Source organism: Sphingobacterium sp. FBM7-1, assembly GCF_020687765.1.
Classification (GTDB): Bacteria; Bacteroidota; Bacteroidia; order Sphingobacteriales; family Sphingobacteriaceae; genus Sphingobacterium.
In genome coordinates, this window is the sequence record NZ_JAJEWJ010000010.1 from 1 (window position 1) to 22,999 (window position 22,999).

Sequence of the window (22,999 nt, forward strand, 5' to 3'; positions counted from 1 at the left end):
ATTCCTTAAGGATCTTACTGATCTGCTCTGGTTTGAATCGTTTTCCTTTCATAATACACTGTTAAAGTTATTAATCATTTTTCTATTCTCTAACAGTCTTTTTTTAGGGGAAGCTTACAGAAGTTAAAGTCCCATTTTCATAACGTTTGTGTTTGGTTGAATAAAAAATAGCAGCTTCAGTTTCGGTGTCGTCTATTTGAATGCCGTGATTTTTTTGAAAATAATCTCTTAAAAAGTCCCACATACCGTCCCAAGCAACATTTTGTTGGACACCCATTGTTGTCATTATAGCGTGTTGTTCTGTGTATTGTCCCGGAAAAAGCTCCATTGCTGCTTCTGTGAATGCTGATGTAATTGGAATGAAGTCTTGTGTTGAGTTCAATGCTCCTAAAAACATTTCCTCAATAGTTTTTCCTTGGCGCATTTTTTCTTTTTGGTTTTTAAGAACAAAAAGACAAGTGTTATTAATCACTTCTGCTTCTAAATCTGCAACAGTAAGGCTTCCTCTTCTTTGTTGAAGGTTTGAAATTGATTGTATTAAATGTTGTTTTGCTTGGTTTTTGTTCATAACTCAAAAAAGATTTAATTGAATGTTTAGCGTGTCTGAACGCATAGCGTAGTTAAAGCATTTTTCAAGTGTTGTTTCTCCAATACCTTTGTGACTTGCTATTTGTCCCATATTTTTAATTTCTGTTGAATTTACTATTTCAAGTAACTGACTAATTTTATTTTCCTTTAGTCCCGTTAATTTTTTCAATGTGTTTGTGTCTGTTGAAAGAAAGGCGGTTTTAAAATTTTCGTAAAGGTCGTCAGGTGCTTTTGGGTCGAACTGATATACTTCAAACGGAATATCAATCCCTTTGAGGTGCTTTTCAATTAGTTCGAGAGATTGTTCCTTAGATAAACCACCATTATGTGCACCAAGCAAAGGAAAAGCGATTGAACTTATCCCTTTCGCTTTGTATGTTTCAAGAAACTTTTTTAGTCCTTTTTCTAAATACTCTGGTTTGGTTTCATATTTCCAATGAAATTTTGTTGGAAAGTTTAAAATCCATTTTTGGTGCGTCTTATATAGATACAATTTTCCAATATCTAATTGCTTTTTGTCGCACATTTCTTTGTAACGAACGAACATATCAGGATAACGGTATTTACATTCTAAAGCAAGTCCTGCACCCATAATACCGAAACAGTTTACAGTATTTACTATGGTCTGCATTTCTGTCCTAAATATATTTCCTGTTATTACTTTCATTTGTTCAATTTACTCTTGTTTGGTGGGTGTCCCCCTAAAATGGCTGCTAACGTTTCGGGGCTTGGCGAAGTGGCGGATTTCGGAGCACAAAACTGTCAATACACCACAAAAGTTGATGCGGGGTAGGATGTTCAATTAACCACGTCACCTGCTATTGAGCCAAACGCCTGTTATCGCTTCGGTGTTCTTTTTTGTCATACTGTTGCATTTTTACTTTCCCACCAAACATCTTCAAGTCGCCAGGTGTGTTTTTTTATCTCGTCAATGAGTTCTTTTAGTTCTTCTGCATAGTCTGCATCACCGAGTTTCATTTCTATTTCGGATTGAATAACCCATAAAGAACGTCCCAAAAAATTAATTTCTTTTTTAAGTTCAGTTAGTCTTTCTTCTGTTAATTGAGTGTTTTGTCCGTAAATGTAATTTTCTGTTTTATACTTCTCTTTTGTCAAGATGTAGTCGTGATTGTCGGCTTTAATAAAACCAAGATTTAGTGCAACGTTTTGTGATGCTATAAAATTTATTTCACCTATTTGATTTTTGTCAATTGTTATTCGTTGTTCTTCTCTTTCTTGAAATAAATGAAATAAAATCGTTTCTTTCATTGCCTTGGTTAAATGTCCTTTCTGTCTTTGTTTTTTGTCAACGAACCAATGCAAGTCTCTCCACATATCTAAAACTGTCGCAACATATAAGCCGTCCAAATTTTTAATAAAGTAAAAATTATATGGTCCATCTGGTGATGAAATATTGTCCGTTGGCTTAGGTTTTTCAGTCCAAACTTTCGCAAAGTCAACGGTAGCAGAAAGTGGTCTTAATTGAATAAGTCCGCCTGTCTTATTTTTGTTGAGTTTGTCAATTAATGTTTTTAAATATTTTTCAGTCATTTCGTTCTTGTCGTCTTTTACACTTGCAGGTAACGGTTCGCGGCTTGGCGAAGTGGCGGATTTCGGAGCACAAAGTTTCAATTTATTACTAAAGTTCAATAGAACTACAAAGCTCAAAGTTTGCACGTCTGCTCGCCTGACGCAAAACCCGTGTTACCAGCAGTTATTCTTCTAATCCTTCTGGTACAGCTAAGTTTTCTACGGATTCTTTTCTATCGCAATTCTTTATGAAAAAATAGAATGTAGAGTCAATTATTTTGATAGAACTCGTACTATTATCATAATCAAAGATTGGCGGTGAAATGCCTTTTGAAACTTGACTCGCCACGAGATTCTTAAGGAAGTATCCCATATCTGATGGTCTTACATCGTCTGGTCGGTGGTGAATTGCTTTAATTTTTTCTTGTAGGGGCTTTCTCTTCAAGCCTTTAATAATATCATCAATTGTTTCTTCAAATAGCACCTTAATAAAGTAGTATGGAATATACAATGGTACTTCCTGTGAAGAACGTGCTTTTTGTTCTATAAAACTCTCTAAACATCTTGTATGCCTACTTGAATAGTCCTCAAGTTTCCTAGTAATAGCTGCATCAACATTATTCTTAGTAATTTCAACAAGGTTAGAACTTGTTTCATTAATACCTGCAGCATAGCATGATTCCTTACAGATTTCTTGAAAAACACCGACACTATCAAAACAACTATCAATGATATAGTCTACAATATTTTCAAATGTAGCATTCAATAATGGTAGTCCTTCTACAACAATTCTTTTTAAGTCTTCTCGTTCCCACGGTTCTACCGGAACTTCAATCACTCGGTCTAATAAGTCGCCATTGAACTGAGCTAATCGATTCTTTTCACGCCAGATTCCTAAAACTATAAACAAGATATTGTAATCTTCAAAAATCCTTAAATCAATAGCCAATTGTTTTTGTACATCCTCACTTAGGTAATGGAAATTCTCCAGAATTATTCTTTTGTTGAAGTTTATGCTTCTTAGTAATTCTGAAAGGTCTTGAGCTAAAGCCAAATTAAAGTCAATTACCCTAAAAGATTTTCCATTTCCTTTTCCAGTGGTAGCTGTGGCTTCTGTTTCCGCATCAGCACCGCCAAAAAAAGGGATTCTAACTTTTGCTTTAAGTCCAACCTTTGCTTCGCCTCCTACGTTTGTTGTAACCTCGTGAGATTCCAATATTTCAATATCTAATTGTCTTGCGATTGAATTGTAAATGTCTAATGTGGAAGAAGTAGGAGAACAATTGACTTTAACAAATTCTTTTTCGGTCAAATGCTTATTTGTCAATGATGTTTTCCCTTGCTTTGATGCACCATAAATGATAATATGCTTGTTTTTCTGTAGTCCTTTTGTAAATGTTTCATCAACTAATGGTCTTTCAATATATGTATCGATTAAGTCGTTTGAAACTCCGTAAACTTGGTTTGTTTGTCTCATATTGATGATTGTCTTTATAATTGCTGGTAACGGGCCGCGGCTTGCCGAAGTGCGGGCTTGAATTGAGCGAAAGTTCAATTCAGACCGAAACGTAGCCAAAGCTGTGAGCCTTTTTGTAAATTTAATAAAAAACAAAAGCAAATAGCTTTTGGCGGATAAAAAGGCGAAAGTTCAATTTTGCACTTAACCCGCCATTGCGCCAAGTCGGAAACCTACAGATCGATAATAACCTTGCAGAGAATGCCATCCGTCCAATTGCGCTGGGACGAAAAAACTATCTCTTCGCGGGAAGTCATGAGGCAGCACAAAGATCGGCAATGATCTATTCGTTATTTGCCATTTGCAAAAAGCATGATGTGAACCCGTACCAATGGCTGAAATACACCTTGGAGAATATCATGTCAATCAACCACAAAAACTTAAAAGATCTCTACCCGCAGAACTTTAAGAATAATCTTCAGGAATCAAACATGTAGTTCGTCGGGCGGATACCTTGTCCCAAGAGGTGATCCCGCTGGGAGTGGTTCAGTCCCACATGGCCCAAACTCATGCCTGAACCTTCTAGAATCGAACCCATCCCAACCCTTCGTTCGAATCCGGCGGGCACAAAAAAAGCCCAATCTTTCGATTGAGCTTTGTTTGTGATCCCGCTGGGATTCGAACCCAGGACCCATACATTAAAAGTGTATTGCTCTACCAGCTGAGCTACGGAATCTTACTTCGTTTGTTTGAAGTGTTGCAAAGGTAGAAAAAATGTTCACTTCTGCCAAATAGATCGCTGGTTATTTTTCACCTAAGTCTTTAACCAATTGTTTTTCATCGAAATATAATTGCATTTTTATGGTGATGAAACCATCAAATTTATGCATCCCCCTATGAGTTTGAGTAAATCTTGTTGGTTTCTTGCTATTAATTGTGCCTTCATGCAGGCTTTTTAGTCTCCGTGCGGGTTAAAACTTGCTTTTATCATGCGGTCCGCTTGATTTAAATCCTGTCGTAAGGTGATTGCTGTATAGCCTTTTTTTGATAAGAGGTCACAAGTCTCTGCGCCTAAGTACTGGTTAATTTCAAAATAAAGGTTTCCGCTAGGCGATAAATGCTGTTTTCCCATTTCTGCGATCACATCATAAAATAGGAGAGGAGCCTGATCTTCTACAAAAAGTGCGCTGTGTGGTTCGTAAAGCAATACGTTTTGGTGCATGTCTTTTTGTTCAGCTGGTGTAATATAGGGAGGATTGCTCACGATAATATCGTATTGTTGGTTCGGTTGCATAAAGCTATCCCACTCTAAGATATCGGCTGCTATAAAGTTTACGGAAAGATGCAGTTTTGCCGCGTTTGAACGAGCGATCGTTAGGGCTTCGTTTTGCACATCGATGGCATCCACGGTGGCATGTGGCAAATGTTTCTGGAGCGCCAGCGCGATGCAGCCCGATCCCGTTCCGATATCGAGGATGGATAAGGTTTCGCGATTTTGATGTTCTTGAATGATCCATGCGACCAATTCTTCTGTTTCTGGGCGGGGGATCAAGGTGTGCTCATTGACCGATAGCTGCAGCCCGTAAAAATCGGCTGTCTGGAGAATATGCTGTATGGGACGCCCGGTTTTTAGCTCATCCAATACTTGGATAAATTCCTGGACGCGTGTTTCGGTAATTTCTTGGGTGCTATTTAAGGTATAATGTACGCTGTTTTGGTTCGTCACAAATGCATAGGTCATTAAAAATAGCTGTTTGATTTCCGCTGGGGGATATAGTGTGGATAAAGCTTCCTGATAATGGTTTGCTAGATCTTTGTAATTTTTCATGTGACAAAAATACGGACAAACTTACAAAAGCAGATTGCTCTTTCTATATTCTTTGGTAAGTACTAAGTTTGTAACATGGTACCAGACGAGAGATACATGCAACGTTGCCTAGATTTAGCCATACTGGGAGCGGGAACGGTGAGCCCTAATCCTATGGTGGGGGCGGTCATTTTGCACGAGGGTTTTATCATTGGAGAAGGTTATACGTCTCCCTATGGTGGGTCACATGCGGAAGTAAATGCGGTGCAGGATGCCTATAGCCGGTGGGGAGAGGCGGAAGCTAAGCAACGTTTTCGTACGGCTACCATGTATGTGAGTCTTGAACCTTGTGCACACTATGGAAAAACGCCGCCTTGCGCTGATATGCTGGCCGAATTGCAGTTTGAATGTGTAGTGATTGGCTGCCTCGACCCTTTTGCAAAAGTTAACGGACAGGGCTTAGAAAGGCTTAAGCAAGCGGGGATCACGACTAGGGTAGGTGTGTTGGAGGAGCAGTGTAGGGCGATCAACAAACGATTCTTTACGCGTACCCTGCAGCAGCGACCGTACGTGATTTTAAAATGGGCGCAAACCGCGGATGGATTTTTCTCTCCGGAGGAAGCTGCACAACGGTGGATCAGTAATAGAGCTAGCAAGCAGCTCGTCCATAAATGGCGATCGGAGGAGGATGCAATTTTAGTGGGTACGGCGACGGCGATGATCGACGATCCTGCCTTGACGACCCGTTTATGGACGGGTAAAAACCCCAAACGCATTTTAATCGATAAAGATCTTCGGGTGCCTGCGGATGCGAAAATTTTTAATGAGGAGGCCGAAACGATTGTGTTTAATGCGCACGACACCGATTGGCAGAAAAATCGGAAGTTGATCGCCTTAGAGAATTTTGATCTTTATCTTCCGCAACAACTGATGTATCAACTTTACCTGATGGATGTATCGTCTGTCCTGATTGAGGGGGGAGCAAAAACCTTACAATCTTTTATCGACGCAGGTATGTGGGATGAGGCACGGGTGTTTGTTTCTCCAAATCGGCAGGGACAGGGTAAACCTGCACCGAATTTGACAGCGGCAGTAGATGCGATCCAAAAAGTTGGTGACGATTTTTTACAGACGTATTTTCGTAAGTCTGAAGCTTAATGTATTTTCGGCGTGTCTAGCAGGTCGGTGACATATCCGAGTACTTCTTGTTCGGTATGGCCGTCTTCTAGCATCGAGAAGGTGAGGTAAGCGGCATATATCTCTGCGCTAAACACAACGTGTTTATCGGAGACGATTTTATCAATGACCTCTTCGTGAACTTCGATGCCGATATGATGTAATTCATTGTGTAGATTGGTAGAGATGCTGCAGTGTTCTTCCCCCGAAGCGAAAGCGGCAATGATATGTAATATCAATTTATCCAAAATTTCGGGACTGATTGTTTTTGCTTTTTCACCATAATCGTTGATATCTATTCTTCCCTTCGCACTGTTGACAATTTTATCCCAAATCAGGTATTCCGTTTTAGTGTGCATAGCCGTTGGAGTTTATAATTTATCTTAAAGATAATAAAAAGAAAAGTACTCCGAAAAAATATGCTTCTATTTTTTTAGATTTCGATTGGGCTATCCTTCAGGAGGAACTAAATAACGCGTAATATTTCGGCGATTTCTTTATAGCCTTTTTCCAGTGCCAGATCAGATGCGCTCATGCCTGCTTCAGTTTTAACCGTGATATCGGCTCCGTTTTCTAACAGGATGATAATCATGTCGATATTGCCTTGTTGTGCGGCGATATGTAACGGTGTAATCCGCGCATGTTGGGTGACATTTACGTGTGCGCCTGCTTCAATGAGCATTTTACTGATTTGATCGTAACCGCCGGTAAGTGCCGTATGCAAGGGGTATACGGAATAGCCATTTTGAGAACATATATTGGGATCTGCTCCGTTGGCGAGAAGGGTACGAATGACTTTTTCCTGTCCAAAATGTGTCGCGATGCCCAAAGGGGTGAAACCATGTGTGGAAATCTCGTCTAGGACTTCCGGTTTTTGTTTGAGCATGGATTCGATCTGTTGGGCTAATCCGATGGCGGCAGATTCATGGATCGTGATTGTTGTGAGGTGGTTGAGTATGGTTTTAATAACCTGGTCTTTGTGGTAGTAGCAAGCGAGCAAGAGCGGGGATATATCGTGGCTGGTCTGCTCTCTCAATAATGCCGGTTGTTCCGTCAATAATATTTCCAAATCGTGGTGATTTCCGGTCTCAATATATTCTTCTAACTTATATAAGCTCATTGCATCTCTTTTGAAGTACACGAATTAAGTAAAATTTTGTGAAAAATAGATGAAATGTGAATAAGATACTGGGTGTTTAAAAAATATCGCTCATACGCTAGGGGGTGGGTTGTCGCGTGACGTGTAGTTATATGTCGACATTTTAGAATAAACGCGAAGGATCCGGGAAGGAATGTAGATATAAAATTTACTTTTGTACAAGCCCTCCCAAAGGGCATGTTTTTCATAGGTAGATGTAGGGCCGGATTTCATCATTCGGCCCTTGTTTTTTAGTACCCACCAAACTTTGTTTATTTTAGCGCGTGTGTTTTTCCATAGTGCAGTGTTGTTTGTGCATTAGAAATCAAATTTAACCCGAACGCGTATACCATGTTTGGGTACATCGGGCTGATCCAGGTAATTTAGCCTTTTGACATAGTCTACACGGATAAATTTGAAGATATTGGTTAAACCAACACTTGCTTCTACATAAGGGCTACTCCCGAATCCATAAGTAATCGGCTTACCGTCATCATTTTTTTGAAACTGGAATACTTCGTTGGTGTAAGCGGGATTATTTTCGTTACGCAGACTACCATAAATGGCTTTTACACTGAACACTTCGCGCCATTTTAATTTCTTGATCAGGGGGATCTTGTTCAATATAAACCCATTCATGTAATATTGTACGTTCGCGGACACCGATTGGTCACTCACGAATTCTAAAAAATTCATAAGGTTGTACGACTGTAGTTGATAAGCGTAAGTTTGGTTGGCTCGATGAATATTCAGAAAAGGGAAGGGGATCTGTTCGCCTAAGATATAATTTCCTTCTATGTTAACATCGGCATAGCCTAGCTGGGAGAAATAAAATCGCTTATCGGCGCCCAGGGTAAAGTTATGGTAGTCATATTCTCCGCCCAATACGTCTTTTAGCCCCGCGATGTAATTGAAATAAAAGATAGGGTATTTATTGTATATAGGTGTGCGGTATAACTTACCTTGATAAAATTCTTCGTTCGGGGCATAGCGTAAACTTACGGATAGTTCCGTGGTGTTCAGTTCATGGAACAATCTGTTATTTCCGGATTCGTCCAGCATCTGATAGGTGAGTATGCCGGCTGGTTGTTGACGCCACTTAGACAACCCCAAGAGATAAGAGAAGTTGCTTTCAAACTCCCTTTTGTATTCCAAGCGGTAGATGTCGTTGTAGAGGTAACGTTCGTTTTCACCGCGTTTAAACGACAGTAAAAAGTTGTCTTCCTGTACAAAGTCGAGATTCTGGCCCGGAATTTTGGTGTCTCGCATAACGGATGCCCGCAGGTAATGTTGCGGAAAGGTGTAGACGGACTTGTTATTGAGAGCGTAGGTTCCGCTCAGGAAATATTTCCACTTTTCGTCTTTGAATCCGTATGCGGTATAACCTTCTGCGTAAAACCGCTTACTTAAGCGATCGGTGGTACGGCCGCCTAAACGTAGCCGGAATCCTTCTACCGGATTAAAACTATAAAAGGTATTGACTGGGCCGATTTCGACGGGACCGGCTTGTTTGTAACCGGATAGGATCAATGCGCTGATGTCCATAAAGCGTTGAAAGGATGGAATCAGCTGTAAGGTGTCGATGTTACGGTATATATTTTGTTCATTGGGTTTTAACGCAATGGGACGATGGGTGGCCCAATAGGTTTCATCCATCGTGGTGTCGTTTTCTGCTATCATCTTCACGACGGGAGCACCGGCATATACACTGTCGGGTTGTGCGATGCCTGTCCGAAAGTCATCGAAGGTCACGGTCCGCGTACCCTTAATACCGGTGCCTTTGTCGGTGAGCGAAAAGTCTAATCCTAACGTGCTTGTTTTTAAATAGTAACGCTGAAGGCTGTCTTGTGCGAAGTCGAGCTTCACGTCTAGATCACGGACAAAGTTTAGGTTAATATCGTCGGCTACACTGAGGTTGGCCCGTTTTACGGCATATTTTCCGTCTAGTGTAATGTATAATCTTCCCTGGAAGAGGAGATCGGCTTTATTGCGTGGAAAAAAACTGAGTTCAACTAGGTGGGGGATTTCTGTTTTGATCGTATCGGTAATGTAAAACCGATAAAATGTAGGCGAAGCACCGGCTATGGGGCTTAAAAATTGATTGGTAACCAATTCAATATTGCTTTCATAGATATCGATGTCCTGATAAAGCTTGTTGAAGTATGCGCTTAATCCGTCGTTGTCGACGAATTTAGGGTCGAACTGTGCACGCTGTTCCGCTAAGATAAGTTGCTTCGTTTTGTTTGGTTTTTTACGTGTATACACCTGTGACAGGCGCTCTTCAATAAAAGCAGGTAGGGAATAGCCCTTGCTATTGCCGGTTTCTACGTCTTCTTTCTCAAATAGAAATTGGTAGTTTTTGAATATTTTCCGGTTTTTAAATTTTTCGGATAAATTGCTCAGCCCTAGGGATACTTTTTCGTATTGGCGATATTCGGCGTATTCATAGGATGCGATGCGGTTTTCATCTTTATGCGCGATAACTTTACGGATAAGTTCGACCGCCGGATTGTTTTTATTCGAATACCTCGCTCGTCGCGGGGCGCTAATTTCTACGGTTTCAATGGTATTCTCCTCAGGTACTAAATACACCGTTAGCTCTTGATAAGTTTCATTACCGATACTGATATCCTGTGACTCATATCCGACAAAAGAGATACGGATTTTAGAGAAATTGGGTTCTACTTTTAAGATGAAATTACCTTCGTCATCAGTGGAGGAGGCGGTGGTGGAGCCGACGGCCGCAACGGTCGCATAGCCGATGGGCGCTTTGTTCGTCACATCCATCACTTTTCCTTTTAAGTGCAGCGATTGCCCGAATGACACGTATGAATATAAGAGGAATACTAGGAGCATTCCTAGCTCTTTTTTGTACGCCAACAAACTGTTGGTAGTTAATAATAGCACGCGATAACTTGACATATGTCTAACTTTATTACCCTTTTGACTTTTATACCTTGTTAGTCAGGTTAAAAGGGCGTCGACAAAAGTAATAATACTTTAGTGGATTTTGAAAGACGGATAGGATCCCCTTGTGGAATGTGACGTTTTCTTGATAATAAAGGTCGGACGGTAATTCTAAAAAGGATCTTCTGCGGTGAAGGTAACGTATTCTCCGGTCCGAGGGTGGACAAACGCAAGTTTGCCTGCGTGAAGATGTAGCCGGTCTGCCCGTTGCCCGTATAGATCGTCGCCTAAGATGGGGATGTGAAGGCCGTTATGATGAGCGGCATGCACGCGGAGTTGATGGGTGCGCCCGGTGATGGGAAAAAAATGTATACGGGTACTTCCTTGTTCGTGGCCTATTACGTTGAATTTTGTTTGCGCAGGTTTCCCGTGTTGATAGCAGACTACTTGTCGGGGTCGATCGTCGAGGTCAACCCGTAGCGGTAGGTCAATCAGGCCGGCAGACTCCGTCAATATGCCATCGAGTATGGCGGTATATTGTTTTACGACGGTATGTTCGATGAATTGTTTTTGAATATATTGATGGGCTTCTTTGTGTTTGGCCAATACGAGCAGACCCGAAGTCGACATGTCTAAGCGGTGAATAATGACGGGCCCGGATATCGAGGGGTACTGTGCCAGGATGCGGGTATAAACGGAGTCGGTTATATGAATGCCGGGTACAGAGAGAAACTCTGATGGTTTATTAACCACGATAATATCCTGATCTTCATAAACCACCTCGAAGGTACGCCCTTCTGCCGGATTGACGCGCATGGGATCCGGTGCTACCGCTAATCCCTGGAGCATATGTGATAAAATGGGTTCGCATTTGCTTTTGCAGGCTGGATAGAAGCTTTTGTGTTTTCTAACTTCTGAAGGCGGAGATATGCCCCACCAGAACTCGGCCATGCAGATGGGTTTGAGTTGGTGTTGATAGGCATATTGGAGCAACTTGGGTGCTGCGCATTCTCCGGCACCCGCGGGAGGTAGAAGTTGTTTCCCTTCCGAAAATATCGCTAATACACTTTTGGTTTTTCCATGTGCATTCAGAAATTGGTATTGCTCGAATAGGCGGTGCTGAAGTTGGGTGGATTTTAATTTGCGGCTACGCTTTAATTCTTCTATTTGCTGGTGTTTGTCGCGAATCGAAGTTTGCAAGGATGCGAGCTCCTCTTGCCACTTGCCTTTAAGTAGAGCGTATTCGTGCTGATCCCGATAGCTTTGTTTGATAAGATCCGTTTCTAGCAATTGGTAGTCGGCTTCGGATAGTAGGGGTTTGTTGTTTGTTCGTGTTTTTTTACGCTTGGTTTTTTCCGCTTTCATATGGATGCGATAGGCACTAAGTGCGGCATCTGCATTTTGTTGTGCTTCGGCATGTTGTTGAAGTAGCTGAGCAAGATCGGGCGAGGCTTCGAGTTCGTCTATTTGTCTATTTAAGGTGTTAATCTGTTCTTCTTCCTGAAGGAAGAAGCTGTCTTTTGTCAACATATCGAAAATGGGTGGAACAAAATAGGTGTGCTGGTTGGTGCCCCCCAGTTTTCCGGAGCAGGCGGCTAAGTAGCCTAGTTGTCCTTTTTCTCCTTCTACGACTAATACGCCGAACATTTTGCCAATAGGAACAGTGCCGGTTTCGGTTAAACCAAAGTTGTGGGTGAAATCTTGTTGCTCTTCCAGATAACGCTGTAGTTCTTTTACGGCTATTTTGCTCAGTTCGTCAGGGTCATAACAGAAGGGAAAGGTAAAAACCTCAGGCTTGGTAGCTCCGGTAATATCCGATTGGAAATGATGAAAAAATTTTGGATCGTTGACAGCCATGCAAATCTGAGTTTTATGCTGCGAAAATAGGAAAAAACAACAATTTTTCGTAAATTGTGGTGGTTCGAAAGGGATTCAACTCTCGATAATTTTTAATTTAATTAAACACTATGAAGATCAATATTGGTATAAAAGAAAAAGACACAAAGGCAGTTGCTGTTATTTTAAATAAGCTATTGGCGGATGAGCATGTGGTGTATGTTAAACTTCGCAATGCACATTGGAATGTGGAAGGGCCTGATTTCCATGCGCAGCATCTATTCTTTGAAACGTTATATAACGAATTAGCAGAAACCATTGATGAAATTGCAGAACGCGTGCGTTCTATCGGACATTACGCGGTGGGTACGATGAAGGAATTTTTAGCGCTATCGCAGCTGACCGAAACGGGCTATCAAAAAAATGACGCATTAGGTTACATCAAAGAATTATTAGCGGATTATGAAGCCATCATTGCTTATATCCGTGAGCAGATAGATGTTGTTGCGGACGAGCATAACGATGCGGGAACAGAAGACTTTTTAGTAGGCATCATGGCGGCACATGAAAAGACCGCATGGATGTTACGTGCACATGTACGCTAATCAGTAGATCTTGTCTTTTTAATAAGTAGAGATGCCATCGACCAAAGACTGCTCTGTGGTAGATGGCATCTCTATTTTTTATTATCTTTGCTATCTCAAAAGCTATTTTATATGACCAAGTTTTTTCTGAATGTCCCTAAAGGAACACTATCTTCTAACCTTGCGGCTTTAATTTTGCGGATTGGATTCGGCGCACTGATGATTCCGTACCATGGTTATACCAAGCTGGTAGAGTTTAATGAACGGAAAGACGGATTTATGGATCTGTTGGGGCTGGGCGGTACAGTTTCACTGAGTTTGGCCATATTCGCGGAATTTTTCTGCTCTATTTTATTAATCCTTGGTTTGTTGACCCGCTTGGCCACAATTCCTTTGTTGGTAACCATGCTAGTCGCTTTCTCGGTGCATAACTGGGCCTTATTTGGGCAATATGAACTAGCCACCGCTTTCTTTGTCGGATACTTGGCTATTTTAGCTTTAGGACCTGGGAAATTTAGTTTAGACTACCTGATTTTTAGACGTAAAAGGTAATAGCTTGACGCTATTCCGTTTTACGTTTTTGAAATTTACGAAAAGGCTTTTTACGGTTCGTGTTTTTCGTTTTGGTTCCACTACGGGGTGCGTATGTGGGGCCTTCTGAAAAACCGTCAGGCAAAGGCGTTTTTGGTATTTCTCTTTCAATGAGCTGTTCGATACGGGAAAACCGATTTTGATCCTTTTCGTTAATAAACGTAATGGCGGTTCCTGTCGTTGCGGCTCTTGCTGTCCGACCGATACGGTGCACATAATCTTCGGGATCGGGAGGTACGTCATAATTCACGACCAAGCTGATACCGACAATGTCAATGCCTCGAGAAATGACATCAGTGCCTACCAGCACTCTTATTCTTCTAGCCTTGAAGCGCTGCATGATATCTTCCCGTTGGGCTTGTTCCAAATCGGAATGAAAACCTTCTGCTACGATTCCCTTTTTTATTAACTCTCTGTGGAGTCGTTTAACAATATCTTTTTTAGAGGCAAAAATAATGATGCTTTCATAGTCTGGATTAGCTAAAATATGCTTAATTAGCGCCATTTTTTGTTCATCGTAAACTAAATAAGCTTGCTGGTCGATTCCTTCTGATGGCTTAGAAATTGCTACATTGACCTCCAAGGGCTGAAAGAGTATTTTCTTGGCTAATGTCCGGATTTTTGGCGGCATCGTGGCAGAAAACAGGAGGCTCTGCCTTTTTTTAGGCAGTGCACTGATAATGCGCATGATATCATCGTGAAATCCCATATCCAACATGCGATCGGCCTCATCTAACACCAAGTGCTCTAAATGACTATAATTTACTTTTCCAGAACCCATGTGAGCAAGGAGACGGCCTGGCGTTGCAACAATAATGTTTACGCCCTCTTGGAGAGCTCGTCGTTGCTGTTCATAACCTGCCCCGTCTCCGCCGCCGTATACGCATATAGAGGTTGCACCGGTAAAATAACCGAAGCCCATAATTTGCTGGTCTATTTGTACGGCAAGCTCTCGGGTAGGAACCAGAATAAGACTCGTAATGTTTTCGCGCGGATGTGCGGCTATTTTATTTAAAATCGGTAAAAGGTAAGAAGCGGTTTTACCTGTCCCGGTTTGGGCGCATGCGATAATATCTTTCCCGTCTATAATAGTCGGGATTGTTTTTTCCTGGATGGGTGTAGCTTCTTCAAAACCCATGCTGTCAAGTCCCTCCTCTAGGCTAGGAGAGAAACCAAAGTCAATAAATTTCAATATCTTAATTCATTTTTGATAAAATTAGGGTTATTATTCGGATCCAGCAAATTTTAAATTTCATAAATTAGATAGGGCTCGAAAAGGAGTGTGTATGAGTTCTTGGCAAGAAAATACGGGTTTTTATTGGGGTTGTGTTAAGAATAAGTGTGTTTTTTTGGGAAAATGATAATTTTTTTGTAGGTTTATCGGAATGTTCGATTGGTAAGAAATCGATATTCTTAGGTTATAAAAAACTCGATCCGTCGTTCTGACGGATATAAAATTGTTTCATTTGTTGTTTAGTAATCGAGTGATCGCTCAAAAACCCCGCGAACATCGCGGGGTGGACGGGCGATTCGAAAATGATATTGGTTATTGCAGCTCATCTTTTTCATATCCCCCGCTACAATCCATGCAGGAATTGCCGTATGCATCGTATTCATCATAAGCTGCACCCACCTTGCCAAATAGTGTTATAATACGGTCTAGTCTGATTTTAATTCCGGTGTCCAGCCGGATGAAAAGGCCTGCTGATTTTTCTTCTTCTAATTGTACTACTTTGCCCGATGCTTCATGCACCTGCTTTTCTGGGCTAAAAAAGAAAATTTTTCCGCTGCGCTCTTTTTTTATCTCTTCTTCTGCCACCTCCCGGTACTCCCAAGCGACGGGAAGATAGGCTTCGTTCCAGGTTATCTGCTTCTCATTCATAAGATCTCCGATCTGTTTTATCTATTAAAGGGCTAATGTAACTTTTTCTCCTGTTTTACACGACTTATAAATGGCATCTATAATTTTTAAATCTTTTAAGCCTTCTTCGCCATCGACGGTGATAATTGGATTCGTGTCTTCCAGGATGATGGCCGCCATTTCATCCATTTGTAAGGTTTGGTGGGTGACATGCGGGTGCGTAAGCTTGCCTTTATGTGTTCGGCCTTCTATCGGGCCATAACCGGTAGAAGGTTGCATTTCCGCAAAGCCTTTTTCACCGGTTAGGAAAAATCGATCAAGGTTATTCATGTTATAGGTGGAAAGGCAGGCGGCAAGCGCTCCGCTCGGAAAACCTAATTGAAATAATATCGTTTCATCCACGCCCTCCTTAAACTTTACCAGATCGGTTTTTGTTTCTTGTGCGGTTACCCAAACCGGTTCTTCGCCCAACATATAGCGAGCACCGTTGATGGCGTAAATGCCGATATCCACGAGCGCGCCGCCGCCGGCTAAGTCTTTGTTTAGCCTCCACTGGTTCGGATCTCCGATACGGAAGCCGCATTGTCCTTGAAAAAAATGTACTTTACCGAAATCTCCGTTTCTGCGCATTTGTACGACCTCGAGGGTTTTTGGTTCAAAATGCATACGATATCCCACCAATAATTTGACATTGGCTTCCTTACATTTTCGCACCATGTCTTCTCCCTCTTTTGCATTAATAGCCATTGGTTTTTCGCAGATGACGTGTTTCCCAGCTTTTGCCGCTCTGATGACATGCTCGTAATGCAAGGCGTTTGGTGTGATGACATATATTGCGTCAATATCGGGATTGTCTCGCACTTCGTCAAAATTTTCATAGTTGTAGCAGTTTTTATCGGGTATGTTATATTTAGCCTGCCATTGCTGAACTTTTTTCGGTGTGCCGCTGATTAAACCTGTCAATTTCGCTTTTTTACAAAGTTCCATAGCTTGTGCAACGCGGGTTCCGTATCCACCCAATCCCATAATAGCTACGCGTAAAACAGGCCCGTTATAGGTGTCGTGATTGGAATTAAGAAATGTTAAGGGCTGGGCTGCAGATAGCAAAGGCGCAGCCAAAGCAGTATAAGTAAGCTTCTGTAAAAAATCTCTGCGTGTATGCATAGGAGTAGGATTACGGGTTTGACAACTTAAAGATAACAATAAAAAAAAGAAAAGGTTTAACAGGATTTACGCGTTAAATATAGAGAATCTAAACCTTTTTTGTGGTCTGTATGTTCATGTTAAAAACAGATAGCAGTATGTTACTACCAATAATATTTGCGATTTTATTTATCGCTGTAGGAATCTTTCTTGTATTGAGGAGCAAAAAGAAAAAGGAAACGCGAGATCCGAAATGAGTAAACACGGAAAAGCGAAAAATAGCTATTCGATACCCCGTGTATGGAAATGGGTAGGCGGAATCGTGTTGATGTTGCTTATCCTATTAATAGCGGCGACTGTCGGTATTCGCGCGTGGAAGCCTAGTATCAAAACAAAATTAACGGAGGCTATCCAACAATCTAGCAATGGTTTGTATGGGTTGACCTATGACGATATGGAGTTGCATATTTTGACGGGTACGGTTCGTTTAAAAAATGCGGTACTGACCAGTGACTCGGTGAGGTATCAACGTGCGATCGAATCGGAAACGGCACCGGATAACCGATTTGATATTAAACTGGAGGAGCTCGAAATTCGTGGTGTAAGTATTTGGTCTGCCTTGATACGTAAGCGGCTACTGGTGAACGATGTTTTATTACGTGGGGGAACTTTACGTATACGGAGTGCGTCGCTTGCCCATAATAAAGCTGCCGAAAGACAAGATGCAACTGCTTTATATGATCGTGTAAAAGCCATCTTTCGTGCAATTGAGGTCGGTAAAATTAGTCTCGAGGAGTTTGATATTGCTTATGTAAAATCAGAAGGTGGCACGACGAATGAACTGTATGTGGATAGTGCTCAATTCCGATTGTATGATATTCTTCTGGATGAAAATTCAGCGCAGGATACCACACGGTTATATTATTTTAAGCATATGGATATGGATATTCCGAGGTTTGCTTACGATATTCCTAATAGCCCTTATAAGATAACCTTTGACCGCTTGACCGTAAATAGTCGAGAGAATAATTCGCTACTGATTAACGTGGCGCTCTCGCCGCGGATTCCTAAAGTAGATTATTTCCGGAATGATAAGGAGAATAAGGCTTTGATTTATTTGCAGTTTGACTCCATACGCTTGGAAGAGATGTGTTTTAGGGAGGTGTTTCAGCGACAGCGAATTGCTGCGGTATATGCGCATCTGACGGGAGGCTCGGCTTCTTTCCATAAAGATAAACGTTTTCAAAAGGATAATGTAAATAAATTGGGGGACGCTCCGCATCAAAAAATAATGGCTGTTAACCAATTGTTTGGTTTTGATACGGTGTTCGTAAAAAAAGTGGATATTTCTTATCAGGAGCTTAGCGGACGATATCTTCGCGAGGGTGCTATAACCTTCCAGAACGCAGTGGGACACTTAACGAACGTGACGAATGATACACTATCTTTAAAAAAGGACGAATTCATGCGGGCAGATTTGAAGGCTAGTTTAATGGGGACCGGTGCGCTGCACGCTGTTTTTAGTTTTGATATGTTAAGCGACGTCGGAAGCCATACTTATAAAGGTACTCTAGGGCCGATGCAGCTCCCTGCGTTTAATCGTATACTAACACCGTTGCTGAACATCTCGTTTGCTTCGGGAAATATCCATCGCATACGTTTTGATATGTTGGGTAACGATTACCGAAATTGGGGTACGTTTCATTTTGATTATGATCAACTGAAAGTGGAGCTGTTGCATCCGCCAGACCAAGATCGTAATAAAAGAGGGAAACGAGGTGTACTTTCTTTTTTGGTAAATCAGTTTTTGGTCAATGATAGTAATCCGGATGCTAACGAGGTATATCATATCGGAGAGGTGGATTATAAGCGGGTTCCGGAGTATTCGCATTTTAAAACGCTCTGGAAGAGTTTGCAGGAAGGAATACAACAAACGGTCGGTTTAAGTGAAAGCAATAAATTGAAGTTACAAGAAAGAGAATAGGTTTGTTGAAAAGATAGAAGTATTTGTATTTTTTTAATCGTTTTGCGAGATGGTATCCGGCAATAAGTTTTAAGGGGTATCTGTCCCGCAGAAATCGCCGGGTATTAAAGCATTAGTAGGAAGCCCGCTGGTTTGATCGTTGCTTCCGATAGTAGCAGGCAGATTTTAGCAAAACTAAACCGTTAGTTCGTTCAATAAGCTGGTCAAGTCGATTGGTCGTGTGTACATTTCTAAAGAACCGTCTTCTTTCTGGGGCCAAAGTTCTTTGGGTCGATCCCAATATAGTTCCACGCCATTTCCGTCAGGATCGTCAAGATATATCGCTTCGGAAACACCGTGATCGCTGGCTCCTGTTAAGGGATAATTGGCCTTTCTTAGACGGTCGAAAATCTGGGCAAGGTCTTTTCTAGTGGGGTACACAATAGCGGTGTGATACAAGCCCACTCCCCGTGGAGAAGCAGGAGGCGCATCTTTACTGTGCCAGGTGTTTAGTCCGATATGGTGATGGTAGCCTCCGGCAGATATAAAAGCTGCTTGATCGCCATACATGGTCGTTATCTCGAAGCCTAATAGATCGGTATAAAACGCAAGTGCACGTTCCAAATTTGCTACTTTTAAATGGACATGGCCAATGTGTGTATTTGCAGGAATGGTATAGTCGTTCATGTGCGTGGGGTTTATTTTATATGGATAACAAATCTGTGCTACGAAGCCTTTTGCTAAAGTAATAAATAATTTTTTCAAAGTGCTCGTTTATTTTTTGCTTCGGCACCGGAAAAAAGACATTTTATTGCCCCTATAGACTAAGGGTTAATGTCTGATGATATGTGGAATAAATCGACTTTTATCCGTTGTAATCGGCATGTCAGACTCTCTAAAAGATATCCCGCAAGCTTCTTGTCCGATAATCCAGCTACCGATAATGGAAAAGCCAGTTTCTTCGCGATGCAGGTTAGCCAGTTCTTGGTATATGTAGCCTTCTCCTCCGTATTCACCTTCGGTGTGATAAATAAGCTCGTTATCGTAATACATCGCTATATTGGCGCCTTCGCGTGATAATAGCGGTTTTTTAACAAAATGCTTTAAATGACCGGGCTCTTGAAAATAAGCAGCTAATAACGCAGGATGATTGGGGAATAGCTCCCAAAGAATGGGAAGTATAGCTTTATTAGATAGTAGCATTTTCCAAGATGGTTCAATCCATTGCGCTTCGTTAGGATCGTTTATGATATGTGCGGCAAACGCTTCGTGTGTCATCCATTCCCAAGGGTATAATTTGAAAATAGATAATATAGGTTGGCCTTCGAGATCGACAAAGCCGTTGCCTGTCCAACCGATATCATCCATGTAGATGAGTTTGGTTTCTATTCCTGCCTGTAGGGCAGTATCGCGGAGGTATTCGACATTTGTTAAATCTTCCAAAGTTTCTTTTGCGCAAGAGAAATAGAGAACATCCCCTTTAAGATAAGGTTTTAAAGTAGTCCAGCTCTGGACTAGTTGTTCATGGATACTATTGAACTGGTCGGTTAGTTCGGGGAAATAATGATTTTTCCAATACCATTGCACAATACCTGTTTCAAAAAGTGACGTGGGGGTATCCGCATTGAATTCGAGCAACTTTAATTCTCCGCGCATGGCATCGTAGGCAAAATCAAACCGCCCGTATATCGATGGGTCATCATTTTCCCAGGTACGCTCAATGTGCGGAATCATGAAGGGCGGGATATGAAAATGCTGGTACTGTTTATTTTTGATGATGTACTCCACGGCCTCCAAGCACATCTGCCACAATTCTGTACTGGTTTTATAAATTAAATCGGCATCCCGATTCCGTATCTCGTAATAATAGTCGTCGATCCAATAGGGGATACCATCTAGGGTATGATAGCCATAGCCAATGGAGGTTAAACGAGACTGCCAGTTGGGGTCGATACGTAGTTTTTTAAGCTGCATTACGAACCGTAAGAAGACCGGGGAGAAGAAGCTGCGCTTCGGCCGAAACCGCCTCTTTGGGCTTGATGTGCTGCTGCTTTAGCTGCATTGGTACCGGCTACGGATTGGGGATGCAGGTTGTTGTTGGCGTAGCCCATACCGCCTCCTAAATGCCTAAAAGCCATAAACCACAGTAGGGCTGAGCCCATACCGCCTCCCGAATGTCCTTGCGAATAGTTTTCCGTGACTTCCGTGTAAGGTGCTGTCGTGTCTGCGCGCATAAATACACGCTGCTTATTCTCCGTTGCCTGTTCATCCCTCGGTTGCGCGCAGGAAGCAAGCACCGAAGTGATCAAAACTAATTTTATACTTTTGGACGCTGTTTTTCTCATCTTTACTGTACAGTTACATAAATAGGTACATTGCTCAAAGTGACAGAAGAATCTGCAATACCCCAAGTACCCGGTGCTTTTGCAGTCACGATGGTATCGCTCCCCGAGGTAATTTGCTCTCCGTTGTACCAAATGTGTTGTGTAGTGATATGTAGCACTGAATCACCCTTGGTTACCGTTTTCAAGGTAACTTCCCGTGCCGACCGTTTATCAAGTTGTTCCAGTGATTGTTCGCTTTGTCGGTTAAAACAGGATGTAAATGTGATTAGACAGACTACTAATAATAAATACTTCATAAAACTAATTGTACATGACAAACTTAATTAAAATCGGGGACATTTATAATTATACCTTTAAAAAGTGATGTTGTGTGCATTTTTGATTTCAGCCATAACAAAGGAGCTGTGGGTACTTCCTATGCTTTCGACTGCGCCTAGTTTGTTGAATACAAATTCTTGATAGTGCTGCATATCTTTGGCAAAAACTTTTAAGATAAAATCGTAATCGCCTGAAATGTTGTAGCATTCAACGACCTCGTCGATCTTTAAAATATCTTGTACAAAACGATGTCCGATGCTGCGATCGTGCTGTTTGAGTTTTATATTACAGAATACAATAAACCCTTGGCTGAATTTCTCGGGGTTGAGTAAGGCAATGTACTTTTTAATGTACCCTTCATTTTCAAGTCGTCTTATCCGTTGGAGTACAGGGGTAGGGGATAAATTTACTTGTTTAGCCAACTCTTTTATCGTTTGGTTCGAATTGTTCCCTAATATTTTCAGCAAAAGCAAATCTGTGTTATCAAGATTCATAGCATAAAATTCTTTTTCGATGTCAAATTTACTAAACGAAAAGCGTATTGCGCTACTTTGTAGCCTGAAAGTGGTTATTTCATCTGATTAAATAAAACTTTATGGTTTTTAATATGGAGAAAGTACCTTTGTCTAGCATTATGATAGACATTAGTTGTTCGTGGTGCAGAACTGTTTTAACATTCACACAACAGTAGTAGTTTATGAAATTTTTAGTCACTGGCGGTACAGGATTTATTGGAGCACGTGTTGTAGTTAACTTATGGGAACGTAAGATACCAGTAGTTGTTGCAGATTTGAATTTAAATATAGAATGGACCAAGCAGATAGCACTCTTGAAGTATCGCGAAGATCCTGCTAAGCTTGCGGAAATACAACAACAAATAGATCAAACCTCGTTTATCGAGCTGGATGTATCCAATAGGGAGCAAGTCAACAACGTGTTTCTTGATTTTTCTGATATTACGCACGTGATTCATTTGGCCTATCTCATGAGTGCAGAGGTAGAGGCAGATCAACATCGTGGAGCTGCTGTCAATATACAGGGGATGATCAATATGTTTGATATGACAGTTGATCATAAGCTGACGCGTTTGGTCTTCGCAAGCAGCGAAACCATTTACGGTGCCAATCATAATGCTTATGGCGATGAGAACTATGCGGTGAAAGAAGATGATTTTTGCTCCCTGAATGATCATTTTTACACGTATGGTGTAATGAAGATGCTCAATGAGTTTACCGCACAAAAATATATCCGTAACAAAGGTGTGAGTATAGCTTCTATGCGTCCGCCGGTAGTTTATGGTGACGGTAGGATGCGGGGATCGGTTCTTTGGGCTTGTGAATTTGCAACCAATCCGGCACTTGGCAAACCCGTAAAATTGCCGTTTTCTAAAGAAGCACGGGATTGCTGGATTTATGTGGATGATGTGGCTGAGCAGTTTGTACGTTTATCGCTAAAACCCAAACTTAAACATTTCGCTTATAACAACGGTGGCCATTCGGTGACGGCGGAGGAGCTTATGCAGACCGTCCAGCGTATTGTGCCGGAGGCACAGTATGAATTTGACGAAAGCGTGCGGCGTACCTCGTTGATAGATCGCTGTGATAGTGTGCGGCTGGAGGAAGAGATCGGTTTCATTCCCCGCTCATTGGAAGAAGGGGTGCGGGCGCAAATTGAAGAGGCTCGGTGCCGCCAACTAGAGATCAGTTATTAAAAAACGGCTATATTTGTCGACAAATTAAAGAAGTTATAAAATAAA

General features: G+C 41.6%; 22 protein-coding genes, 1 tRNA gene and 1 pseudogene. 6 read left to right on the forward strand and 18 right to left on the reverse strand.

Annotation, left to right across the window (positions count from 1 at the left end; genetic code table 11):
- Nucleotides 1-103: 103 nt before the first annotated feature.
- The 4 genes from LKO28_RS14110 to LKO28_RS14125 form a co-directional block, all read right to left on the reverse strand.
- Nucleotides 104-568: a hypothetical protein gene (locus tag LKO28_RS14110; RefSeq protein ID WP_227695651.1), complete on the reverse strand. Its 465-nt coding sequence runs from the start codon at nucleotides 566-568 to the stop codon at nucleotides 104-106.
- 3 nt (nucleotides 569-571) lie between these two features.
- Complete coding sequence (locus LKO28_RS14115) at nucleotides 572-1,255, reverse strand: macro domain-containing protein (protein ID WP_227695652.1); 684 nt, start codon at nucleotides 1,253-1,255, stop codon at nucleotides 572-574.
- A gap of 194 nt (nucleotides 1,256-1,449) precedes the next feature.
- Nucleotides 1,450-2,139, reverse strand: coding sequence for a GNAT family protein (locus tag LKO28_RS14120; protein WP_227695654.1), 690 nt, complete (start codon nucleotides 2,137-2,139; stop codon nucleotides 1,450-1,452).
- A gap of 163 nt (nucleotides 2,140-2,302) precedes the next feature.
- Nucleotides 2,303-3,595, reverse strand: a complete 1,293-nt coding sequence (locus LKO28_RS14125) for an ATP-binding protein (RefSeq protein ID WP_227695655.1) — start codon at nucleotides 3,593-3,595, stop codon at nucleotides 2,303-2,305.
- A 206-nt stretch (nucleotides 3,596-3,801) separates the two neighbouring features.
- Between LKO28_RS14125 and LKO28_RS14130 the strand changes: the two are divergent.
- Nucleotides 3,802-4,071: pseudogene (locus LKO28_RS14130) on the forward strand (IS66 family transposase); the annotation flags it as partial.
- A gap of 166 nt (nucleotides 4,072-4,237) precedes the next feature.
- On the opposite strand, the gene LKO28_RS14135 reads toward LKO28_RS14130, so the two are convergent.
- Together LKO28_RS14135 and prmC are read right to left on the reverse strand one after the other, a co-directional pair.
- Nucleotides 4,238-4,310: transfer RNA gene (locus LKO28_RS14135), tRNA-Lys, on the reverse strand.
- Nucleotides 4,311-4,529: 219 nt separating this feature from the next.
- On the reverse strand, nucleotides 4,530-5,402 hold the full coding sequence (gene prmC, locus LKO28_RS14140; protein ID WP_227695657.1) for a peptide chain release factor N(5)-glutamine methyltransferase: 873 nt from the start codon (nucleotides 5,400-5,402) through the stop codon (nucleotides 4,530-4,532).
- A 75-nt stretch (nucleotides 5,403-5,477) separates the two neighbouring features.
- Here prmC and ribD point away from each other — a divergent pair, with 75 nt between their 5' ends.
- Nucleotides 5,478-6,539: a bifunctional diaminohydroxyphosphoribosylaminopyrimidine deaminase/5-amino-6-(5-phosphoribosylamino)uracil reductase RibD gene (ribD, locus tag LKO28_RS14145; protein WP_227695658.1), complete on the forward strand. Its 1,062-nt coding sequence runs from the start codon at nucleotides 5,478-5,480 to the stop codon at nucleotides 6,537-6,539.
- Here ribD and LKO28_RS14150 read toward each other — a convergent pair.
- The 4 genes from LKO28_RS14150 to LKO28_RS14165 all read right to left on the reverse strand — a co-directional run bounded on the left by LKO28_RS14150 (nucleotide 6,536) and on the right by LKO28_RS14165 (nucleotide 12,459).
- Complete coding sequence (locus LKO28_RS14150) at nucleotides 6,536-6,916, reverse strand: hypothetical protein (RefSeq protein ID WP_227695659.1); 381 nt, start codon at nucleotides 6,914-6,916, stop codon at nucleotides 6,536-6,538. The genes ribD and LKO28_RS14150 overlap by 4 nt on opposite strands.
- 107 nt (nucleotides 6,917-7,023) lie before the next feature.
- Nucleotides 7,024-7,677 carry an ankyrin repeat domain-containing protein gene (locus tag LKO28_RS14155; protein ID WP_227695660.1) on the reverse strand — a complete coding sequence of 218 codons (654 nt, stop codon included), beginning with the start codon at nucleotides 7,675-7,677 and terminating at the stop codon, nucleotides 7,024-7,026.
- 336 nt (nucleotides 7,678-8,013) lie between these two features.
- A complete protein-coding gene (locus tag LKO28_RS14160) occupies nucleotides 8,014-10,617 on the reverse strand; it encodes a DUF5686 and carboxypeptidase-like regulatory domain-containing protein (RefSeq protein WP_227695661.1) in 2,604 nt (867 codons plus the stop codon).
- A gap of 156 nt (nucleotides 10,618-10,773) precedes the next feature.
- On the reverse strand, nucleotides 10,774-12,459 hold the full coding sequence (locus tag LKO28_RS14165) for an RluA family pseudouridine synthase (RefSeq protein WP_227695662.1): 1,686 nt from the start codon (nucleotides 12,457-12,459) through the stop codon (nucleotides 10,774-10,776).
- A gap of 110 nt (nucleotides 12,460-12,569) precedes the next feature.
- Here LKO28_RS14165 and LKO28_RS14170 point away from each other — a divergent pair, with 110 nt between their 5' ends.
- Nucleotides 12,570-13,043 (forward strand): Dps family protein, encoded by a 474-nt coding sequence (locus LKO28_RS14170; RefSeq protein WP_227695664.1) that lies wholly within the window; start codon nucleotides 12,570-12,572, stop codon nucleotides 13,041-13,043.
- Nucleotides 13,044-13,154: 111 nt separating this feature from the next.
- On the forward strand, nucleotides 13,155-13,574 hold the full coding sequence (locus LKO28_RS14175) for a DoxX family protein (RefSeq protein ID WP_227695665.1): 420 nt from the start codon (nucleotides 13,155-13,157) through the stop codon (nucleotides 13,572-13,574).
- Between the two features lie 10 nt (nucleotides 13,575-13,584).
- On the opposite strand, the gene LKO28_RS14180 is transcribed toward LKO28_RS14175, so the two are convergent.
- The 3 genes from LKO28_RS14180 to LKO28_RS14190 all read right to left on the reverse strand — a co-directional run bounded on the left by LKO28_RS14180 (nucleotide 13,585) and on the right by LKO28_RS14190 (nucleotide 16,638).
- Nucleotides 13,585-14,805, reverse strand: a complete 1,221-nt coding sequence (locus LKO28_RS14180) for a DEAD/DEAH box helicase (protein ID WP_227695666.1) — start codon at nucleotides 14,803-14,805, stop codon at nucleotides 13,585-13,587.
- Nucleotides 14,806-15,159: 354 nt separating this feature from the next.
- The gene (locus LKO28_RS14185; protein ID WP_227695667.1) at nucleotides 15,160-15,495 is read right to left on the reverse strand and encodes a hypothetical protein; all 336 of its coding nucleotides are present in this window, start codon (nucleotides 15,493-15,495) and stop codon (nucleotides 15,160-15,162) included.
- A 24-nt stretch (nucleotides 15,496-15,519) separates the two neighbouring features.
- Entirely contained in the window at nucleotides 15,520-16,638 is a 1,119-nt protein-coding gene (locus LKO28_RS14190) for a Gfo/Idh/MocA family protein (RefSeq protein ID WP_227695668.1), read from the reverse strand.
- Between the two features lie 232 nt (nucleotides 16,639-16,870).
- Here LKO28_RS14190 and LKO28_RS14195 point away from each other — a divergent pair, with 232 nt between their 5' ends.
- Nucleotides 16,871-18,601, forward strand: a complete 1,731-nt coding sequence (locus tag LKO28_RS14195) for a hypothetical protein (protein ID WP_227695669.1) — start codon at nucleotides 16,871-16,873, stop codon at nucleotides 18,599-18,601.
- A 174-nt stretch (nucleotides 18,602-18,775) separates the two neighbouring features.
- Here the strand turns inward: LKO28_RS14195 and LKO28_RS14200 are convergent, their stop codons facing one another.
- The 5 genes from LKO28_RS14200 to LKO28_RS14220 form a co-directional block, all read right to left on the reverse strand.
- Nucleotides 18,776-19,345 (reverse strand): VOC family protein, encoded by a 570-nt coding sequence (locus tag LKO28_RS14200; RefSeq protein WP_227695670.1) that lies wholly within the window; start codon nucleotides 19,343-19,345, stop codon nucleotides 18,776-18,778.
- A gap of 66 nt (nucleotides 19,346-19,411) precedes the next feature.
- Nucleotides 19,412-20,554: a glutathionylspermidine synthase family protein gene (locus LKO28_RS14205; protein ID WP_227695671.1), complete on the reverse strand. Its 1,143-nt coding sequence runs from the start codon at nucleotides 20,552-20,554 to the stop codon at nucleotides 19,412-19,414.
- Nucleotides 20,554-20,925, reverse strand: coding sequence for a hypothetical protein (locus LKO28_RS14210; RefSeq protein ID WP_227695672.1), 372 nt, complete (start codon nucleotides 20,923-20,925; stop codon nucleotides 20,554-20,556). The genes LKO28_RS14205 and LKO28_RS14210 overlap by 1 nt, the downstream gene beginning before the upstream one ends.
- A gap of 2 nt (nucleotides 20,926-20,927) precedes the next feature.
- Nucleotides 20,928-21,221 (reverse strand): hypothetical protein, encoded by a 294-nt coding sequence (locus tag LKO28_RS14215; RefSeq protein ID WP_227695673.1) that lies wholly within the window; start codon nucleotides 21,219-21,221, stop codon nucleotides 20,928-20,930.
- Nucleotides 21,222-21,278: 57 nt separating this feature from the next.
- Nucleotides 21,279-21,737 carry an Lrp/AsnC family transcriptional regulator gene (locus tag LKO28_RS14220; RefSeq protein WP_227695674.1) on the reverse strand — a complete coding sequence of 153 codons (459 nt, stop codon included), beginning with the start codon at nucleotides 21,735-21,737 and terminating at the stop codon, nucleotides 21,279-21,281.
- 203 nt (nucleotides 21,738-21,940) lie between these two features.
- Here LKO28_RS14220 and LKO28_RS14225 point away from each other — a divergent pair, with 203 nt between their 5' ends.
- The gene (locus tag LKO28_RS14225) at nucleotides 21,941-22,954 is read left to right on the forward strand and encodes an NAD-dependent epimerase/dehydratase family protein (RefSeq protein WP_227695675.1); all 1,014 of its coding nucleotides are present in this window, start codon (nucleotides 21,941-21,943) and stop codon (nucleotides 22,952-22,954) included.
- Nucleotides 22,955-22,999: the final 45 nt, after the last annotated feature.

Excerpts from the sequence above, each read along its gene's own strand:
- LKO28_RS14110 (WP_227695651.1), bottom strand. The coding sequence starts at position 568 with ATGAACAAAAACCAAGCAAAACAACATTTAATACAATCAATTTCAAAC.
- LKO28_RS14115 (WP_227695652.1), bottom strand. The coding sequence starts at position 1,255 with ATGAAAGTAATAACAGGAAATATATTTAGGACAGAAATGCAGACCATA.
- LKO28_RS14120 (WP_227695654.1), bottom strand. The coding sequence starts at position 2,139 with ATGACTGAAAAATATTTAAAAACATTAATTGACAAACTCAACAAAAAT.
- LKO28_RS14125 (WP_227695655.1), bottom strand. The coding sequence starts at position 3,595 with ATGAGACAAACAAACCAAGTTTACGGAGTTTCAAACGACTTAATCGAT.
- prmC (WP_227695657.1), bottom strand. The coding sequence starts at position 5,402 with ATGAAAAATTACAAAGATCTAGCAAACCATTATCAGGAAGCTTTATCC.
- ribD (WP_227695658.1), top strand. The coding sequence starts at position 5,478 with ATGGTACCAGACGAGAGATACATGCAACGTTGCCTAGATTTAGCCATA.
- LKO28_RS14150 (WP_227695659.1), bottom strand. The coding sequence starts at position 6,916 with ATGCACACTAAAACGGAATACCTGATTTGGGATAAAATTGTCAACAGT.
- LKO28_RS14155 (WP_227695660.1), bottom strand. The coding sequence starts at position 7,677 with ATGAGCTTATATAAGTTAGAAGAATATATTGAGACCGGAAATCACCAC.
- LKO28_RS14160 (WP_227695661.1), bottom strand. The coding sequence starts at position 10,617 with ATGTCAAGTTATCGCGTGCTATTATTAACTACCAACAGTTTGTTGGCG.
- LKO28_RS14165 (WP_227695662.1), bottom strand. The coding sequence starts at position 12,459 with ATGGCTGTCAACGATCCAAAATTTTTTCATCATTTCCAATCGGATATT.
- LKO28_RS14170 (WP_227695664.1), top strand. The coding sequence starts at position 12,570 with ATGAAGATCAATATTGGTATAAAAGAAAAAGACACAAAGGCAGTTGCT.
- LKO28_RS14175 (WP_227695665.1), top strand. The coding sequence starts at position 13,155 with ATGACCAAGTTTTTTCTGAATGTCCCTAAAGGAACACTATCTTCTAAC.
- LKO28_RS14185 (WP_227695667.1), bottom strand. The coding sequence starts at position 15,495 with ATGAATGAGAAGCAGATAACCTGGAACGAAGCCTATCTTCCCGTCGCT.
- LKO28_RS14190 (WP_227695668.1), bottom strand. The coding sequence starts at position 16,638 with ATGCATACACGCAGAGATTTTTTACAGAAGCTTACTTATACTGCTTTG.
- LKO28_RS14195 (WP_227695669.1), top strand. The coding sequence starts at position 16,871 with ATGAGTAAACACGGAAAAGCGAAAAATAGCTATTCGATACCCCGTGTA.
- LKO28_RS14205 (WP_227695671.1), bottom strand. The coding sequence starts at position 20,554 with ATGCAGCTTAAAAAACTACGTATCGACCCCAACTGGCAGTCTCGTTTA.
- LKO28_RS14210 (WP_227695672.1), bottom strand. The coding sequence starts at position 20,925 with ATGAGAAAAACAGCGTCCAAAAGTATAAAATTAGTTTTGATCACTTCG.
- LKO28_RS14215 (WP_227695673.1), bottom strand. The coding sequence starts at position 21,221 with ATGAAGTATTTATTATTAGTAGTCTGTCTAATCACATTTACATCCTGT.
- LKO28_RS14220 (WP_227695674.1), bottom strand. The coding sequence starts at position 21,737 with ATGAATCTTGATAACACAGATTTGCTTTTGCTGAAAATATTAGGGAAC.
- LKO28_RS14225 (WP_227695675.1), top strand. The coding sequence starts at position 21,941 with ATGAAATTTTTAGTCACTGGCGGTACAGGATTTATTGGAGCACGTGTT.